This is a genomic window from Vicinamibacterales bacterium (assembly GCA_036496585.1).
Classification (GTDB): Bacteria; Acidobacteriota; Vicinamibacteria; order Vicinamibacterales; family 2-12-FULL-66-21; genus JAICSD01.
In genome coordinates this window covers 53,334-70,487 of record DASXLB010000033.1, presented here as the reverse complement: position 1 = coordinate 70,487, position 17,154 = coordinate 53,334, and the positions used below count along the sequence as shown (strand labels likewise).

The following is a 17,154-nucleotide window of genomic DNA, read 5'->3' as shown; positions in this document are numbered from 1 at the left end:
CAACCCCCGAAAGCCCTCAGGGATGGAGCGTTGCGGCATTGACCGGCGGCGCGATCAGCGCAGCAGGAAGACCAGCCTCGGGAAGACGAACTTCGACGAGACCGAATCGATGACGTTGATCTGGCAGGTGTAGAAGCCCGGCTGCAGCGACGCTGCCGGCACCTCGAGCTGGAAGATGGCCGCCTTCCGCGCCGGATCGTCGATGGTGGCGCGCTCGACCACAGGGGTCTCGAACACTTTGACCTTGCCGCGATAGAACGCCAGGCTGGTGCGGATGTCCGGCGGGGCGCCGTTCGTGCTGGCCGGGTCGTAGACCTCGTAGTAGAACAGCAGCCGCTGATCCTTGCTGACGATGTGCGTGACGTTGGGCACGAGCTGCTGGCCGTTGCGAATCAGCGGATTGTCCTTGACGTCCTTGGCGGCCTGCATCTGCGTACTGAGCGTCACGGCGCTGACCTTCAGCGGGGCGGTCTTCAGCTCCGGCACGACGACCGCCGCCTGGAACGATCCCATCAGACCGCTGGTGTTCTCGCGCACGACGACCTTGACGTCGAACTTGCCAGGCGGCAACTCGACGGCGGTGGTGTAGAGGACCTGTTTCGCGGCGACCGTGCCGACCGAACCCGGCGGCAGCGTGATCGACTGCTGCAGGCGGCCCACCGGCCGGCCCTGTTCGTCGCGCACGAAGCCGAGGATGTCGAGCTCCATCTTGTCCTTGTCCTTCTCGGCCGGTGTCGGGATGGCGGAGCCGGGGACAGCGACCGAGATGGGGACGAAGTAGCGATCGGTAGCGAGCCGGTAATAGCCGGAGGTCACGAGTACCGGCAGGTCCGTCGCCGGCAACGCCGAGAACAATTGATCCTGCAGCTGCGTGGCGCGATCGCCGCGCGCGGTGTGCTGGAAGTCGCGGTCGGCGAAGTAGCCGTTGCGCGCCTCGATCTTTACGTTCTGCTTCTTGACGCGGACCTTGATCTGCCGGAAGCGGCCGTCCTTGGCGATGTTGGTGGTCGCGTAGCCGATCAGGTAGTAGGCCGACATGTCGTTCTGGATCTTCTCGAAGGCCGGCGCGAAGTCGTTCGAGTCGAGAAAGGCGCGGCCGCCGGTGTCGCTGGCGAGTGAGCCGAGCGTGTCCTGCGACGCCTGCAGCTGCGTGAACTGGCCGCGCACGTTGCTGCCGGAGAAGAGCTGCGTGCCGCGGCCGCTCTGGCGGCTCGCGTCGCCGCCGGGAACGATGGTCTGCAGGCCGCGCGTGTCGACCGGATAAATCGACACGTGGGCGCGGACGGCGGCGTTGGTCGCCGCGCGCAGCTCGACCTGGTTGTCTTCGCCACTGCGCTGCATGCCGGCGCTGAAATAGAGGATCGATTTCTTCTGCTCGATGGGTGCCAGCGTTTCGGCGAGCGCCTTCAGGGCACGCAGACGGACATCGTTGTTGAACGCGTCCATGTCGGACGTGTCCTGCGAGCTGGTGTCGTCCTGGCTCTGCTGCTCGTCGGTCGCGACGGTGTCGGCGCTCGGCGGCGGCGTCGCCGTCCCTTCCTTGTAGCCGAGCTTTGCCAGGGCGTTGCCGACGACGGTGCGGTCGGAGCTGAAGTCGTTGAGGACGTCGAGGTTCGAACTGATCGTCGCGACCGCGACCATGTCGGCCGGCGTCATGTTCTTCTGCACGAAGGCCGTCGCCGAGTCGACCGCGCGCTGCACGTCTTCGGGCTGCATCGACGCGATGTCGAAGAGCAGCACGATGAGGCGCCGGCCTGCCAGCGCCTCCGAGGTCATCGGCTTGGGGGCTTCCGCCGCGATCGGCGCCGCGGCGGCCGCCGCCGGCGGCGCCGTCTTGCCGGTCTCGGCCGCCAGCCTGTCCTTCGCTCCGGCCAGCAGCTCCGCGGTTTCGATCGTCGTCTGCGGCTTGCTCTTGATCTCCTCGAAGCTGAAGCTTCGGATCTCCATCGCCTTGCCGTCTTCGGTGATCTCGAAGTCTTCGGCCTTCAGCCCTCGCATGACGGCGCCGGTGCCGTCGCGGACGATGACGTCGACCGACACCAGCTGCGTGTTCGAGCGGAACACGGCGCGCGGGTTCTGTCCCTGACCGAGGAGCGGCGCCGCCGGTGCGGCGGCGCACAGGGCGGCGGCGAGCGAAGCGAGCCAGAAAAGGCGTTTCATCAGAATCGGAACCGGAAGTTGAGTTGCGCGGAGCGCGACGCGTTGAAACGGATGACCTGCCCGAACGTCGACGATCTGATGTTGGTGTCGATGGCGGCGTAGTTGGCGATGTTGAGCAGGTTGGCGATCGTCGCCTGCAGCGTGACCGCGCGGTTGCCGCCCATGCGCACGTCACGTGAGAACTGCGCGTTGAGCAGCTTGCTGCCAGGGCCGAGGATCGAGTTTCTGCCGGCGTCGCCGAACGAGCCGACCGGCGGCACCGTGAACGCCAGCGGGTTGAAGTACTGCGGGAACGACAGTGCGCTCGGGAACACCGAGGTGCCGGGGACGACGTCGGCACGCAGCGTGCCGCTGACGCCGCTGGCGACATCGCGCGCCGCCGCGACGACCCGCGGCGTCAACGGAGTCCCCGACTGCCAGGTGAAGTCGAGGGCGCCGCGCCAGCCGCCGAACGTGTTCCCCCAGAAGCCGCCGCTGTTGAACCACGGCTTGTTGGGTCCGAACGGCAGCTCGATCGAGGCGTTGCCGTTCAACTGATGCCGCCGATCGAAACTCGAGAGCGAGTACTCGGACGCCAGATCCTGGTCGTTCTGCGCCACCACCGTGCCGCCGCCGCCGTAGTTCGACGCGTCGTCCATCGACTTGGCCAGTGTGTAGGTGAGCGAGCCGCCGAAACCCTTGACGAACCGCCGCTGCAGCCGGAACGTCGCGGCATTGAGGTTGGAGATGCCCTCGGAGGTCTGCCACAGGAACGCCTGCACGTCCTCGATGCGGAGGCCGCCTTCCGGCTCGCGGTTCGGCGCGCGGACGACGTCGAGGTTGGCGCCGATCGTGCGCGTGTAGCCGCCGCCGACCGTCCAGACCTGCGTCAGGTCTTTCGACACGTCGACGTTCATCGTCTGGACGCGGCCGAGCTGATAGTTCTTGTCGGCGCCGAAGTTGTTCTGCAGCTGATTGGTGATCGTCGTGAACGCGGTCGCAATCGGGATGGGAGCGCTGCCGGTCAGGTCCTGCTGCGTGTTCGACGTGGCAAACGGCGGCTGCGCCGCCAGCTGGCGGGCCATCGTCGAGTACGACCCGGAGTTGAAGCTCATGCCGTAGCCGCCGCGCACCACCAGTCCCGGTTTCAGGCGGTACGCGAAGCCGACGCGCGGCGCGAGGTTGTTCGTGTCGGTGAGCAGGATGCCGTCGGGGAACGCGCCGGTATAGGGACCGGCCTGCCCGGCCTGCACCGCCGCCGCGGCGGTGAAGTCGGGATTCACGTCGAGGGTGACGAGACGGTTGTCCGCTTCGGTGTATGGCTGGATCAACTCGTAGCGCAACCCGAGGCTCAGAGTCAGCTTGGCGCTCTTCCGCCAGTCGTCCTGCAGGAACAGATCGCCGGATCGCCCGCGCAGCTGCACGCTCCCGGGACCGTACTGCTGCATCGCTCCCTGCGAGGCGCCGAGCAGGAAATCGGCGAAGTCGTTCCCCGTATAGAGGCCGGAGAACGTGAAATTGCCGTTCGGCGCGGCGTTGCTGTTGCTGCTGCTCCGATCGAGGCGCCAATCGCCACCGGCGCGGAACTGATGCGTCTTCCACGGCTGCACCCAGCTGTAGGACAGCGACAGCCGACTGTCGTCGCGCTTGGCCGGCGTGACGTCGCGCACCCCTTGGATCTGCGAGAACGTGAGGTACGGCACGCCCCAACTGAATGGATCGCTGAGGCCGGTGTAGATGCCCGAGTCTCCGGCGACGTCGGTCACGCCGCTGAAGTGGTTGGTCGTGGTCGCAGAGGTCGACGAAAAATTGATCGACGCCGTATGCAGCGTCCGTTTGTGGCGGATGTTGAGGGTGACCGGTATCGCCAGGCTGCGGTTCGCGATGTGGCCGCCGAGCAGCGGGTTGATGTTGGTCGAATCGCTGTCGGTGCGGCGCAGTTGCAGCTGCGCGGTCATGTTCACGCTGGTGCCGGTCGCTGCCTGTCCGCGGCCGCCGCGGCCGCCGAATCCGCCGCCGCCGCCGCGGCCGCCGCCGCGCCCGCCGGCGCCCGCCGCCGCGGGTGTGAAATTCTGCGTGACGCGCAGGTTGATCGTGTCGCCGGCCGCCGGCGTCGTGGTGGTGTAGTGGAAGTTGCTCTGTGTGGTATTGCCGGGCACGTTCGGCTGCGGGATGTACTGCAGCAGGGACTGCGCCACCGGCGACACCGGCACCTGGTTGTTCGGGAACGGTTGGCCGGTGGCCGGATTGATCAAGGCCACGCCGAGGGCTGAGAAATCGCCGCTGCGCTCGGCCATCGTCGGCACGTTGGCGTACTGATCGTACACGGTGCTGCCGTGGTTGCCGCTGTAGGTCAGGATGAAATTGGTCTTGCGCGTGCCGTCGTAGAGCGAGCCGAGCTTGACGGGGCCGCCGATCGTGCCGCCGTAGATGTTCCGCGCGTACGGTTGAGTCGAGGCGGTGCGGTCCGGCAGCTGGAACGGCGTCGAATCGAGCACCGATCCGCCAAACGAGTAGTTGACGGTGCCCTGGTAGCGCTGCTGCTGCGCGCCGCGCCCGCCGAGGAAGAAATCGCCGCGTCCGCCGCCGGGCCCGCCCGGGCCGCCGGGCCCGCCGCGTCCCTGGAAGCCGCCCGGGCCGCCGCGCCCCCCTCCGAAGCCGCCGCGTCCACCCGCTCCGGGGCCCTGCCCGTCGCCGCCGGCCGCGCCGAACGCGTCGGGATTCGTCGGATCGAACTCGCCGCGGCCGATCGCGCCGAAGCGATCCTGCAGCATTCCGCGATCGACGCTGCCGGCGTTGCCGCTGATCGCGATCGCGTCGCCGGACGATTCGGTCGAGAAACCGGGCGGCAGCAGCGCGCGCGCCGCCTGCTCGGTTTCCGTGGCTGACAATTGCGTGTCGGTCGTGGCCGCGTCGCCCGTGCGAGTGACCTCGAGCGTCTGGAATCCGGTGGCGCCCGGCTGCGCGCCACGACCGCGGCCGGCTCCGGGAGCGCCGCCACGACCGTTGGCCGCCGCCGTCGTGCCGGGTGCCGCCGGCGCGCCCGCACGCGCCGGTGACGTCGGCGTTGCAGTCGGTGCCGCCGCTCCGGCCCCGCCGTTGGCCGCCACCGTCGGCGCATTGCGCGGGGCGAGCGACATCGACAGATCGAGCGTCTGCGCGCAGCTGGCTGCCTCGACGACGGTGATCGGCTGCTCGATGGCCCCGAAGCCGGTGAGCTCTGCCGAGACCGTGTACTGGCCCGGTGCAAGCGTGAAGCCGAACCCGCCGTCGACGTCGGTCGACGTCGAGCCCTTCGCGGCCGTTCCCGACTTGATTGTCAACGCCACGCCGGGCAGCGGCGCGCCGGCGCTCTTCGCATGTCCGGTGATCCGGCACGCGCCGGTCTGCTGCTGTCGCGCGTCGAGGCCGATGGGAGCCACCAGCGCAACGGCGCCCATCAGGCCCGCCGCCAACCCTGCCGTTCCCCGCGACACGTAGAAGGTAACCATGCGTTCGGAGGAGAATACGCCGCCGGCATGCGTTCGGTTTAAGCTGCCCTATAATTCCTCGCCGCCTGACACCATTTCTTCACAGACTGGCGGGCCGATGGCCCGGAGGACGTTTCGATGACCCGTATGTTCGTGACCGCGCTCGTCCTGACCTCGCTTTCGTCGCAGAATCCCGCGCCGCCGCCGGCGACCGATTGCCAGGACACCGCCGCGGCGATCCAGCGTGTCCTCGCGAACGACGCACGCCTGCGCGACTGGCCGCAGCTCGCGCGCTATCGTGACGCGAACGCCAATCTGCCGGCGCCCGCCACTGCCCAGCCGCGCGTTGTCTTCATGGGCGATTCGATCACCGACATCTGGCAGCAGGAGCGCTTCGCCTTCTTCGTCTCGTCGAAGCCGTACGTCGATCGCGGCATCAGCGGACAGACCACGCCGCAGATGCTCGTGCGCTTCCGTCCCGACGTGATCGAGCTGAAGCCGAAGGCCGTCGTCATCCTCGCCGGCACCAACGACATCGCCGGCAACACCGGCCCGATGACCGACGACGACATCGAGCGGAACCTGGCGTCGATGGCCGAGCTCGCTAAGGTGCACGGCATCAAGGTCGTGCTCGCCAGCATCACGCCGACCAGCGCGTACCATCCCCCCGCCAACGGCGGCGCGCCGCAGACGACGCAGCGTCCGATGGCGCGCATCCGCGCGATCAACGAATGGATGCAGAAATACGCCGCCGAGAACGGCCACGTCTATCTCGACTACTTCACGCCGATGCTCGACGCGACCGGGATGATGAAGGCCGAGCTGACGGGCGACGATCTGCACCCCAATGCCGGGGGCTACGCGATCATGGCGCCGCTCGTCGAGGCGGCGATTCAGAAGGCGCTGCGGTGAACGGCGGCTGAGCCGCGATTCGGGTCAACTGCGCAGCACGCGCACCGGATCGACCTGGGCCGCGCGCCGCGCCGGTATGACGCTAGCGAGCGCGGCCACCGCCAGCAGCACGAACGCCACGGCCGCGTAGCTGATCGCGTCGTGCGGCGAGACGCCGTGGAGCACCGTCTGCAGCAGCCGGCTCACCCAGTACGAGACGGCGATGCCGACCGCGAGCCCCGTCACCGCGATGGCCATCGACTGCCGGACCACGAGCACGACGATGTCGCGGAGCTGCGCGCCGAGCGCCGTGCGGACACCGATTTCCCGCGCCCGCAGGGTCACCGAATACGACAGCACGCCGAACAGGCCGACGCCCGCAATCAGCAGGGCGAAGAGCGCGAAGGCGGCGAGCAGAGAGGCGTAGAGGCGGGGATTCGCCAGGCTGTCGGCGACCCGCTCGCGCATCGTCAACAGCGACTCGAGCGGCGCTGACGGCGCGAGGTTCCTGGCCAGGTCGCGAAGCGTCGGAGCGAGCGCCTGCGGATCGGCCGCCGTCCGCACGACGAGGTAGATGTCGCTGTCGGCGACCCGCCCCTGCTGGCGCGAGTAGAGCCCGTAGATCTCCGGCTGCGGCGCATCCGTCACGCTGCGGCGCACCGTGTCTTCGACGACGCCGACGATCGGGCGCCGCGCCGGCGGCGCGCCCGGCTTCGTTGCGCCCGGCAGCGTCCAGCCGAGCGCCGCGCCGTCGAGATACCTCCGCGAGAATTCGCGATTGACGATCACCACCGGCTGCCCGCCCGACGCGTCGTCGGCGGCGAAGCCGCGTCCTTCGACGACGCGCTGTCCGATGCTGGCGAAGTAGTCGGGACTGACGCCCTGGACTCCCGTCTGGATCTGCACCGTGCTCCCGTCACGCCGCACGAGTGGAAACGACGAGAGCGCCTCGCCGCTGGTCAAGGCGAGCGTGTTGGCGTACGCCGCATGCGTGACCCCGGGCACCGCCGTGAGCCGCTGCCGCAGCTGTTCGAGGATTTCGAAGCGGCGTTCGGGCGTGAACTCGCCGTCGGTCAGGATGAGGCGGGCCGTCAAGACGTTCGACGTGTCGTAGCCGAGACTGGCGTGCATGAGACCGACGAAACTGCGCGTCAGCAGGAGCGCGCCGACCAGCAGCACACAGGCCGTCGCGATCTGCGCGGCCATGATGATCGCGCGCGCCCGAGCGGTGCGCGTCCTGAGCCCGCCGCCGGCAGGCGCGAGCGCGTCCTCTGCGAGCGACGGCACGAGTTCGGTGCGGGCCACGTGCCATGCCGGGAGGATGCCGCAGCCGATGCCGGCCAACAGCGAGATCGCCACCGCGAAGGCCTGAATGCGCCAGCCGAGCGCGATGTCGTGCACCCGCGGAAAATCGGCCGGGAGGATCGACGGCAGCGCCCGATGGAGCACCGCGGCGAGCGCCAGGCCGGCAATCCCGCCCAGCAGGCCGAGCAGGACGTGCTCGACGAGCGTCTGGCGAACCAGCCGACCACGACCGGCGCCGAGCGCCGCGCGTACGGCCAACTCGCGCCGCCGCGCGGTGGCCCGCGCCAGCTGCAGACTCGCGACGTTGGCGGTGGCGGTGGCGAGCAGCAGGACGACCGCCGCGAGCAGGATCAGGATCGCGGGGCGGACCTCGGCCGTCAGCGCCTGCAGCATCGGCACGGTCGTCACGTCGACTTGTCCATCGGTGCCAAACACCGCCATCGCGACCACCTTCGCGATCGGGGTCGCCGGCACCGCGGCGCGGCCGAGAGACGTCCCTTCGGCGGCGGCCTGCGCCGGCGTGCTGCCTGGCTTCAGACGGCCAATCGCCTGGAACATCGACACACTCATACCTTGCCTGCCGGGTGCGGTCGGCGGCTCGACATAGAACGGCATCCAGGCGCGGGTCTCGCGATTGGGGAATGCGAACCAAGCCGGCATCACGCCAACGACGGTATAGGCCGTAGTGTCGAAGCGGATGCGCGAACCAATCGCGTCGGCGCGTCCGCCGAACTGCTGCTGCCAGTAGCCGTAGGAGAGCACGACGATCGGCGGCCGTCCGGGATCGTCCTCGCCGCGTGCGAAGCCGCGGCCGAGCGCGGGTGCCGCCTGGAGCATCGTAAAGAGCGACGGCGTGACGCGGCAGATGGCCAGGCGTGGCGCGCCGGGCTGATCCGTGGGCGCCACCAGTTCGCTGTTCCACGCGCCGATCGCGTCGAGGGTGCGTGCCGAGTCGCGCCAGGCGCGGTAGGTGCCGTTCGTGAAGACCGGCCCGAACCGCTTCGTACTGCCCTGACGGGTTTCGTACAGCCGCACGAGCCGCGGCGCATCGGCCCAGGGGAGCGGCTTCAGGAGGACGCCGTAGGTGATGCTGCCGAGCACTGTCGCGGCCGCGATGCCGAGCGCCATCGTGGCGACGACGAGCGCGGTGTGGGCGGGCTGACGGCGGAGCAGGCGCCAGGCGTAGCGTGCGTCCTGCGCGATCGACGCGACCAGCGGCGCCGTCCCGGGCGGCGGTTCGAGCGCGCGGGCGAGACGGGGCCGCCGGCGGCGCACGGCAGGGTCGGCCGCCCACGCGGCGATCTGCGCCTCGACGCGCCGTTGCGCTTCGTCTGCGCCACAGCCCTCGGCGCGCGCGCTGGCATAGACCGCGGCCGCATGCTGCGCCAGTTCTTCGAGGACGTCCGGGTCGATCGCCTCCGGGGCGAAGGCCGCTTCGAGGCGTGGTGTCCAGTTCATGGCGGGCGCGATCAGGTTTCGGTAATCCGGGCGACCCGATTGAGGGCCGCGAAGAAGCTCTCCCACACGTTGCGCTGGCTCGCCAGCGTCCGGCGCCCGGCCGGTGTCAGCCTGTAGTAGCGGCGGCGGCGCTGGCCGGCGCGCTCGACCCAGCGGCCGTCGATGAGGCCGCGGTCCTCGAGGCGGTAGAGGGTGGGATAGAGCGAGGTGATGTGGAAGTTGATGGCGCCGTCGGAGCGGCGCGCGATCAGCTGGCCGATCTCGTAGCCGTGCCGCCGCCGCTCTTCGAGCAGCGCCAGAATGAGGAGCTCGGCGCTGCCGCGTTTCAACTCGTTGTGCAGGCCGGATCGCGGCGGCGGGACGCCGGGTGTGTCGGACCCGCGCGGCCGGGGCGCCGGTTTTCCGGCCGCCTCACTCTTAGACGCCATATATGGCGTCACACAATATCACGCGACCAGCCGCACCGTCCAGAAGTCGTCGCTGAGGCCGGCGTCGAGCAGGTAGGCGTAGGGCAGCGTGCCGTAGCCGGCCCGCCCCCAGCCGCCGCCCCAGGAGTTGCGGACGAGCACGCGCTGGGTGGGGTCGTCGTAGCCCACCGCCAGCACGGCGTGGCCGCCGAGCAGCGTCTCGGCCGGCCGCGGCATCGGCACCACCCCCGTGCGCGCCACCGCCGCGCTTTCGAAGCTCTCGTAGACCGAGAAGCCGAAGACGAACGGATAGCCGCCGGCGAGGCAGCCCCTGATCTGGTCGAGGGTGCGCGACACGCGCTGGTAGAGCAGGGCCCGATGCCCGGCCGCGTCCTTGTAGGCGGCGGCGCTCGGCTTGCTGCGGAAGGTAGAGACCAGATAGGGCCAGAGCGACTCGTGCGGCGCGCCCTGGCTGGCGACGCTCTTGATGCCGTCGCGCAGCATCGCGCCGGCGTCCTGGTCGATGGTGCCTTCGATGACGCGCTCGTTGTAATAGATGAACAGCCGCGACGGCGTGAACCCGTCGCTCTCGCGCTGCTTGATCTCGTCGAACTGCAGCGCGCCGGCGATGGCGTTGGCCGTACAGCTGCCGAGCGCGCCCTGATCGTAGACCGCCGGGCAGCCCTCGCGCAGATCGACGCGCGGCGGCAGCGCGCCGAGCGTGGCCGGCGGCGCGGCGAACAGCCGATCGCGCTGATCCGGCAAATCGGGGATCCATCCGTAGCGCTTGATCTTCATCTTGCGGGGCGCAGGCATGGAGGAAGATACGCCGGCAAACGCGCGAAGTTCTGGGGTAGCGGGTGCCCTATAATCCGCGCATGCAACTCGATCTCTGGTCGATGCTCTTCGTATTCATGCTGGCGACCTTCGTCGGCTTCCAGGTCATTCAGAACGTGTCGCGCCTGCTGCACACGCCACTGATGTCGCTGACCAACGCTATTTCGGCGATCGCGGTCGTCGGGTCGATCCTGATCGCCGGCGAGCGCGAGGGAGTTCTGATCACGGTGCTCGGCACGGTCGCGGTGGCCGCGTCGATGACCAACATCGTGTCGGGATTTCTCATCACCGATCGGATGCTGAAGATGTTCCGCGAGAAGAACGCGAAATGAACGCGCACCTGATCCAGCTCAGTTATTTCGTCGCCGCGGTTCTCTTCATCCTCTCGCTGCGCTGGCTGAACTCGCCGAAGACGGCGCGGCAGGGGGTGTTGGCCGGCGCGGCCGGCATGGGCGCCGCCATCGTCGGCACCCTGATGGCGCCCGAGATCGTCGACTACCAGTGGATCGTGATCGGACTCGTCGCGGGGACGCTCTTCGGCATTCCGCTGTCGCGTGTCGCGCTCACCGCCGTGCCGCAGCGGACCGCGCTGTCACACGCGTTCGGCGGCCTGGCGGCGGGTCTGGTCGGCACCGCGAAATACATCATGTGGCGGCAGCAGGCGCAGCTGACCACGTTCCGCGTGTCGGCGATCGCGCTCGAAGTGATCCTTGGGTTCCTGACCTTCACCGGCAGCCTGATGGCGGCCGGCAAGCTGCAGGAAATCCTGCCGACGCGCCCGATCACCTATCGCAACCAGAACGTCGTCAACCTGCTGCTGCTCGCGGCGGCGATCGGCGCCGGCGGCTACCTGGCGTTCGCCGACCACGGCTACTGGCCGGCCTACGCGGCGCTCGTCGCGCTGTCGCTGACATTCGGCGTACTGCTGATCATTCCGATCGGCGGCGCCGACATGCCGACCGTGATCTCGCTGCTCAATTCCTACGCGGGTCTGTCGGCCGTGGCGATGGGGTTCGTGCTCGACAACAAGCTGCTGATCATTGCCGGCGCGCTGGACGGCTCGTCGGGGCTGATCCTCTCGGTCATCATGTGCAAGGCGATGAACCGCTCGTTCACCAACGTGCTGTTCGGCGCGTTCGGACAGGTGCAGACCGTGGTCGCGGCCGGCGAGGCGAAGACCGTCAAGAGCGCGACGGCCCAGGACGTCGCCGACATCCTGACCCACGCCGACCGTGTCGTGATCATTCCCGGTTACGGGATGGCGGTCGCGCAGGCGCAGCACCGCGTCCACGAGCTCTACGAGCAACTGACCAAGCGCGGCGTCGACGTGAAGTTCGCGATCCATCCGGTCGCCGGCCGCATGCCCGGTCACATGAACGTGCTGCTCGCGGAAGCCGAGATTCCCTACGAGTCGCTGGTCGAGATGGACGACATCAACCCCGAGATGCCGCAGACCGACGTCTGTCTCGTGGTCGGCGCCAACGACGTGGTCAACCCGGCGGCGCGCCATGACAAGGGCAGCCCGATCTTCGGCATGCCGATCATCGATGCCGACAAGGCCCGGGCGATCATCGCGATCAAGCGATCGATGAACCCCGGCTTCGCCGGCATCGAAAATGAGCTGTACTACGATGAGAAGACGCTGATGGCCTTCGGCGACGCGAAGGCGGTGCTCGGCGAGGTGGTCAAGGCGGTCGCCGGCGACGGCACGTCGATGCACTGAGGCCAGCGGCCAACGTCGCTTACGGCAGCACGTACCGCACCGACACGTACACCATGTTGACGTGCGCCGAGTCGGGCGTTGCCGCCGGCACGGACCACGGGCTGCGCGTCAGGTAGGAATACTGCACGATCGCCTGCAGCGCGCCGCGGGTCGCATCGCGAACGATGGCGTGGTTGACGCCCACCGTGGTCTCGTCGATGGTGTGGTTGGCGGCGGTCGAGCCGTCGATGCCATAGCCGATCGGCGTGGTGCCATCGAGCGACGTCACCCGATCGACATGCACCGTTCCGTAGTAGCCGAACACCAGCGTCGACGGGACAACCTGCGCTTCGACGCCCAGCAGTCCCGACGTGGCGCCGATCGTGGTGAGACTGGCGTCGGCGTTGACCATGAAATCGGGGGCCTGGCCGATCATGTAGCGGCCGCCGCCGGACGAGATGAGCGTGCTCGCGATGACCCGCACGTTCTTCGCCGGTTCGAGCACCGCGCCCGCGGTGAAGCCGGTGCCGGTGGCGGAAAACGTCTGCTGGCTTGCCGGCGCATACGTTCGAAAACCGCGCACGATGAATCCGGCCTCCACGTGCTCATGCCGCCCCCCGACCTGCGGGTCGAAGGCGATCTTGCCGACGATGTCGGGGTAGGGGCTCGGCGCACCGGGCGTCGAGCCGGCGTCGACTTCGCCGGCCGGAAAGGACGAGGGCAGGACCACCGCCGATCCGACAAACGGCTGCGGATTCTCGAGTGAGATGCCGGCGGCGACCGTCTTCGATGCGTGCGCCACGAAGCGGAACTGCATCTGGCGGGCCCACGCCATCCCGAGCTGCAGATTGGGATCGAGGTTCTGCGAGGTGATGACGTCGGCCGAGACCGGCGAGAGGCCGTTGCGGTTGAGCGTCAGCAGCGTCCAGGTCTGTCCGCCGGTGAAGTCGAAGCGCCCGCGCACGTACTGCGCCCACGCATGACGCAGCCGCAGCGTGTGCGAATTCGAATAGACGAAGGCGTTGCCTGGACCCGAGCCGAGGAAGTCGACCTCGAGGAAAGCCTTGACGGCGGCGCCGCCGAGGGCGGTCGTGACCAGCAGGTTGGCCCGCGAGCTTTGCGCCGAGAACCGGGTCTCGCTGAGCGCGCCCGCCGGAGTGTTCTCGAAGGGAATCGTCCCGAAGGTGGTCGCCGGACCGCTGCCGACGTTGGTCGATCGGAAGAGGGCCACGGCATCGATGAAGCCGCCCAGGCGCAGGTCGGTATCACCTAGATGGACCGCCAGCGGCGACGTCGGGGGAGACGACGGCGTCTGCGCCGCCGCTCCGGAGGCCATCAGGGTTGCGGCAAGCACACACGCGAGACGCTGACAGATGACCATGATCGGGACCGTAGCTGACGCTACGCCGCCCCGCAACTGGCAGAAGATGTTACCGTCGCGCCGTCACCGGGCGACAGACCCGGACGCCGGGCGTGCACACGTCGTCGGCTCGATTCTCGAAGGAGATCCCGTGAGACAGATCGTAGGAGGCCTGCTGGCCGTCGGGCTTGTCGCCGGCGGGCTGCGCGCGCATGTCGACGCGCAGCGCCAGGCGGTGCCGTCGGATCTGAAGCCGCTGCTCGTCGCGCCGGCGAGTGAAATGCGGCTGGTGACGACGCGCTATACGCTCGACCGCCAGGCGCTCAATCTCGACTACGCCGGGCCGGGCGGATTCGACATGCCGGGCGCGCGCGGCGGACGCGGCCGCGGCGGCGCCGCCGACGCCCCCGCCGGTCGGCCGGTGCCAGTGTCGACGGCCCGGCTCGCCCGCCTCAAGCGCTTCGATCTCGACTGGCAGGCCGCGCTGGACAAGCTACCCGCGAGTAAGTTGACGCCGGCCGCTACCGCCGATCTGGCCGCGCTGAAAGCGACCCTCGCCGCCAACCTGGCGCAGCTCGAGGCCGACAATCTGGAACTGGCGCAGATGGCGCCGTCGCTGCCGTTCCTCCCGGCGCTGGTGCCGATGGTCGAAGCGCGCATCCGCGTCGCCGACGTCGACGCACAACAGGCCGCGCGCGTGCTGACCGACGTGCGGCGCGATCTGCAGGCGCGCATGGCCGCGCCCGCCGAGAAGACCAACGCCGCCACCGCGGCGCGGGCAGCCCAAGCGACCGAGTCGATGCGGGCCTCGATCACCGAGTGGTTCTCTTTCTACAACGGCTACGACCCGGTCTTCTCCTGGTGGATGGGCGTTCCCTACAAGCAGGCGGACACGACGCTGCAGGACTATGCCGCGTTCCTGCGCGAGCAGGCTGGGGATCCCGGCCTGCCGCCGTCGCCGGCCACGGTGGCGCCGATCGCCGCGGCGGCGGCGCCGAAGATCGGATCGGTCCCCGATCTGCCCGAGATCCTGGCGCTCCCGCAGGACGAGCTGCGCGATATCGTCGCCCGCTTCAACGCCGAGAACACCCGGCAGGCCGGGCGTGACGGCGGCCGCGGCGGACGCGGGCAGGACGCCGCAGCGGACGCTCCCGGACGTGGCGCCGCGCCGTCCGAGCCGCTGTCGGCCGCTTCGTCCACGACCCGCGACAACCGAGCCTGGCTCGAGGCCCTGAATTCCCTCGATTTCGACGCGCTGTCGCGCAACGCCCAGGTCGACTACCTCTATATCAAGTGGCGCGCCGAGACCGACATCGCGCACGAGCACGAGTCGATTCCGCCAGGGCCGCCGTTTCGTCCCGACGACTCGAAGATCCTCGGCAAGCCGCGCGGGCGCGACGGCCTGATATCGGATCTCCGCGACAACCTGATCCCGTACACGCCCGAGCAATTGATCGCGCTAGCCAACCGTGAGTTCGCCTGGTGCGAGGCTGAGATGAAGAAGGCGTCGCGCCAGATGGGGTTCGGCGACGACTGGAAGCGGGCGCTCGAGAAAGTCAAGCAGTCGGCGGTGCCGCCGGGCGGCCAGCCGCGGATGATCATGGACCTGCTCGACGAGGCCGTCGTCTACCTGCGGGCCAACGACCTCATCACCGTCCCTGGCGTCGCCGCCGAATCGCTGCACATGACGATGATGTCGCCGGAGATGCAGCTGACGTCGCCGTTCTTCCTCGGCGGCGATCACATCCTCGTCTCGTATCCGACCGACACGATGGACTTCGACGCGCGGATGCAGAGCATGCGCGGCAACAATCCGGCCTTCTCGCACGCGACCGCGTTCCACGAGATGATTCCTGGGCACAATCTCGTCGGTTATCTCAACTCGCGCTACCGCGACTACCGGCCGTTCCTGACGAGCGGCGGCCCGTTCTACGGCGAGGGCTGGCCGCTCTACTGGGAGCTGACCATGTACGACCTCGGATTCGACAGGACGCCGGAGCAGAAGGTCGGCGCGCTCTTCTGGCGGATGCACCGCTGCGCCCGGATCATCTTCTCGCTCAACTTCCACATGGGCAACTGGACGCCGGGTCAGGCGGTCGACTTCCTGGTCGACAAGGTCGGCCACGAGCGCGACAACGCCGCCGCGGAAGTGCGACGATCATTCGAGTCGGCGCAGTACCAGAACCAGCCCCTCTACCAGGCGGCGTATCTGCTCGGCGGTCTGCAGCTGCGCGGCCTGCGCAGGGAGCTCGTCGATTCGAAGGCGATGACCAACAGGGCCTTCCACGACGAGATCATGCGTCAGGGGAACATGCCGATGGCGCTGCTCCGCTTGCGCATGACCAGGCAGAAGCTGACGCGCGACATGGACGTCAACTGGAGGTTCTACGGAGAGCTGCCGGAGAAATAGTTGCCGGTTGCGGGTTGCCGCCTGCGGCTCGAGCCAGCGCCGGCAATTGCGAACGGTGACTATCGCTGCGCTGGCAGCCGCGGGTTCCGCTCGATGCCGAACTTGTGCTGGTGCCACTGCGGATACGGTTCCGGCAGGGCGCTGACTTCATCGAGCCGGGCGGATTCCTCCGGCGTCAGGCGGAAGTCTGCCGACTTGAGGATGTCGCGAAGCTGCGTCTCGTTGCGGGCGCCGAGGATCACCGTGTCGACGCCGGGTTTGTGCAGCACCCAGTTGATCGCCACCTGGGCGATCGTCGCGGCGCGCTCGCGGGCAATGGCGTCGAGCACGTCGACGATGCGATAGAGACGATCGAAGTCGACCGTGCCGGGAACGCCCAGATCATTGATCCGGGCGACCTCCGGTTTCGGCGAGTCGCGCCGGAACTTTCCAGTGAGCAGACCCGCCTGGAGCGGGCTCCACACCATCAGTCCGCAGCGCTGGTCGAGGGCCAGCGGCACGATGTCGTGCTCGACGTCGCGGGCGACCAGCGAATAGTTCACCTGCTGCGTGACGTAGCGCGGCGCCAGGATCCGATCGGACGCGGCGAGCGCCTTCATCACCTGCCACGCGGCGTGGTTCGAGCAGCCGATGTAGCGAACCTTGCCGGCCGACACGAGATCGTCGTAAGCCCGCAGCGTCTCCTCCACCGGCACGAACGTGTCCGGCTCGTGGCAGAGATAGAGATCGAGGTAGTCGGTCTGCAGGCGGCGCAGGCTGGCCTCGCACGCGGCGACGAGGTAGCGGCGCGACAGGCCGGTGCCGAACGGGCCGGCATGCATCCGCTGATACGCCTTGGTCACCAGCACGAAGTCGTCGCGCTGCCCCTTGAGCGCCTGCCCGAGCACTTCCTCGGCGCCCCCGACCGAGTAGATGTCGGCGGTGTCGAGCGTCGAGACCCCGGCGTCGCGCAGGATGCCGAGGATGCGGACCGTGTCGTCGACACCGAGGTTCCCCATCTTCGCGAAGCGGTCCCGCCCGCCGAGGGTCATGGTGCCGAACGTCAGGGCCGAAACACTCAGCCCGGAATTGCCGAGAAATCGCTGTTCCATGAAGTGACGTGATGTTATCCGATCGAGAACGACGGGCCACACAGCCGCCCGAACTCCGGCTCAGCCGGGTCGGCCACCTGTAAT

11 protein-coding genes are annotated in these 17,154 nt (G+C 68.7%); 4 read left to right on the top strand and 7 right to left on the bottom strand.

The features are described from left to right. Positions 1-54: 54 nt before the first annotated feature. Together VGI12_11055 and VGI12_11050 are read right to left on the bottom strand one after the other, a co-directional pair. Positions 55-2,160, bottom strand: a complete 2,106-nt coding sequence (locus VGI12_11055; protein ID HEY2433200.1) for a VWA domain-containing protein — start codon at positions 2,158-2,160, stop codon at positions 55-57. Further along, entirely contained in the window at positions 2,160-5,630 is a 3,471-nt protein-coding gene (locus VGI12_11050) for a TonB-dependent receptor (GenBank protein HEY2433199.1), read from the bottom strand. Before VGI12_11050 ends, VGI12_11055 begins: the two co-directional genes overlap by 1 nt. Before the next feature lie 117 nt (positions 5,631-5,747). On the opposite strand from VGI12_11050, the gene VGI12_11045 reads away from it, so the two are divergent. Next, positions 5,748-6,521 carry an SGNH/GDSL hydrolase family protein gene (locus tag VGI12_11045; GenBank protein HEY2433198.1) on the top strand — a complete coding sequence of 258 codons (774 nt, stop codon included), beginning with the start codon at positions 5,748-5,750 and terminating at the stop codon, positions 6,519-6,521. 24 nt (positions 6,522-6,545) lie between these two features. On the opposite strand, the gene VGI12_11040 is transcribed toward VGI12_11045, so the two are convergent. From VGI12_11040 to VGI12_11030, 3 genes are read right to left on the bottom strand one after another with little or no spacing between them, the layout of a single operon-like run. Further along, positions 6,546-9,263: an ABC transporter permease gene (locus VGI12_11040; protein ID HEY2433197.1), complete on the bottom strand. Its 2,718-nt coding sequence runs from the start codon at positions 9,261-9,263 to the stop codon at positions 6,546-6,548. Positions 9,264-9,274: 11 nt separating this feature from the next. Then, positions 9,275-9,691: a PadR family transcriptional regulator gene (locus VGI12_11035; protein HEY2433196.1), complete on the bottom strand. Its 417-nt coding sequence runs from the start codon at positions 9,689-9,691 to the stop codon at positions 9,275-9,277. A gap of 18 nt (positions 9,692-9,709) precedes the next feature. Then, positions 9,710-10,486, bottom strand: a complete 777-nt coding sequence (locus VGI12_11030) for a C1 family peptidase (protein HEY2433195.1) — start codon at positions 10,484-10,486, stop codon at positions 9,710-9,712. 62 nt (positions 10,487-10,548) lie between these two features. On the opposite strand from VGI12_11030, the gene VGI12_11025 reads away from it, so the two are divergent. Next, a complete protein-coding gene (locus VGI12_11025) occupies positions 10,549-10,839 on the top strand; it encodes an NAD(P) transhydrogenase subunit alpha (protein ID HEY2433194.1) in 291 nt (96 codons plus the stop codon). Beyond that, a complete protein-coding gene (locus VGI12_11020; GenBank protein ID HEY2433193.1) occupies positions 10,836-12,230 on the top strand; it encodes an NAD(P)(+) transhydrogenase (Re/Si-specific) subunit beta in 1,395 nt (464 codons plus the stop codon). Before VGI12_11025 ends, VGI12_11020 begins: the two co-directional genes overlap by 4 nt. A gap of 19 nt (positions 12,231-12,249) precedes the next feature. Here the strand turns inward: VGI12_11020 and VGI12_11015 are convergent, their stop codons facing one another. Next, positions 12,250-13,590 (bottom strand): hypothetical protein, encoded by a 1,341-nt coding sequence (locus VGI12_11015; GenBank protein ID HEY2433192.1) that lies wholly within the window; start codon positions 13,588-13,590, stop codon positions 12,250-12,252. Between the two features lie 130 nt (positions 13,591-13,720). Between VGI12_11015 and VGI12_11010 the strand changes: the two genes are divergently transcribed. Next, on the top strand, positions 13,721-15,979 hold the full coding sequence (locus VGI12_11010; GenBank protein ID HEY2433191.1) for a DUF885 family protein: 2,259 nt from the start codon (positions 13,721-13,723) through the stop codon (positions 15,977-15,979). Positions 15,980-16,038: 59 nt separating this feature from the next. Here the strand turns inward: VGI12_11010 and VGI12_11005 are convergent, their stop codons facing one another. Then, positions 16,039-17,070, bottom strand: a complete 1,032-nt coding sequence (locus VGI12_11005; protein ID HEY2433190.1) for an aldo/keto reductase — start codon at positions 17,068-17,070, stop codon at positions 16,039-16,041. Positions 17,071-17,154: the final 84 nt, after the last annotated feature.

What these genes read in the sequence shown, in the direction of transcription:
- VGI12_11055 (HEY2433200.1), bottom strand. Translation starts at nt 2,160, where the DNA reads ATGAAACGCCTTTTCTGGCTCGCTTCGCTCGCCGCCGCCCTGTGCGCC.
- VGI12_11050 (HEY2433199.1), bottom strand. Translation starts at nt 5,630, where the DNA reads ATGGTTACCTTCTACGTGTCGCGGGGAACGGCAGGGTTGGCGGCGGGC.
- VGI12_11045 (HEY2433198.1), top strand. Translation starts at nt 5,748, where the DNA reads ATGACCCGTATGTTCGTGACCGCGCTCGTCCTGACCTCGCTTTCGTCG.
- VGI12_11040 (HEY2433197.1), bottom strand. Translation starts at nt 9,263, where the DNA reads ATGAACTGGACACCACGCCTCGAAGCGGCCTTCGCCCCGGAGGCGATC.
- VGI12_11035 (HEY2433196.1), bottom strand. Translation starts at nt 9,691, where the DNA reads ATGGCGTCTAAGAGTGAGGCGGCCGGAAAACCGGCGCCCCGGCCGCGC.
- VGI12_11030 (HEY2433195.1), bottom strand. Translation starts at nt 10,486, where the DNA reads ATGCCTGCGCCCCGCAAGATGAAGATCAAGCGCTACGGATGGATCCCC.
- VGI12_11025 (HEY2433194.1), top strand. Translation starts at nt 10,549, where the DNA reads ATGCAACTCGATCTCTGGTCGATGCTCTTCGTATTCATGCTGGCGACC.
- VGI12_11020 (HEY2433193.1), top strand. Translation starts at nt 10,836, where the DNA reads ATGAACGCGCACCTGATCCAGCTCAGTTATTTCGTCGCCGCGGTTCTC.
- VGI12_11015 (HEY2433192.1), bottom strand. Translation starts at nt 13,590, where the DNA reads ATGGTCATCTGTCAGCGTCTCGCGTGTGTGCTTGCCGCAACCCTGATG.
- VGI12_11005 (HEY2433190.1), bottom strand. Translation starts at nt 17,070, where the DNA reads ATGGAACAGCGATTTCTCGGCAATTCCGGGCTGAGTGTTTCGGCCCTG.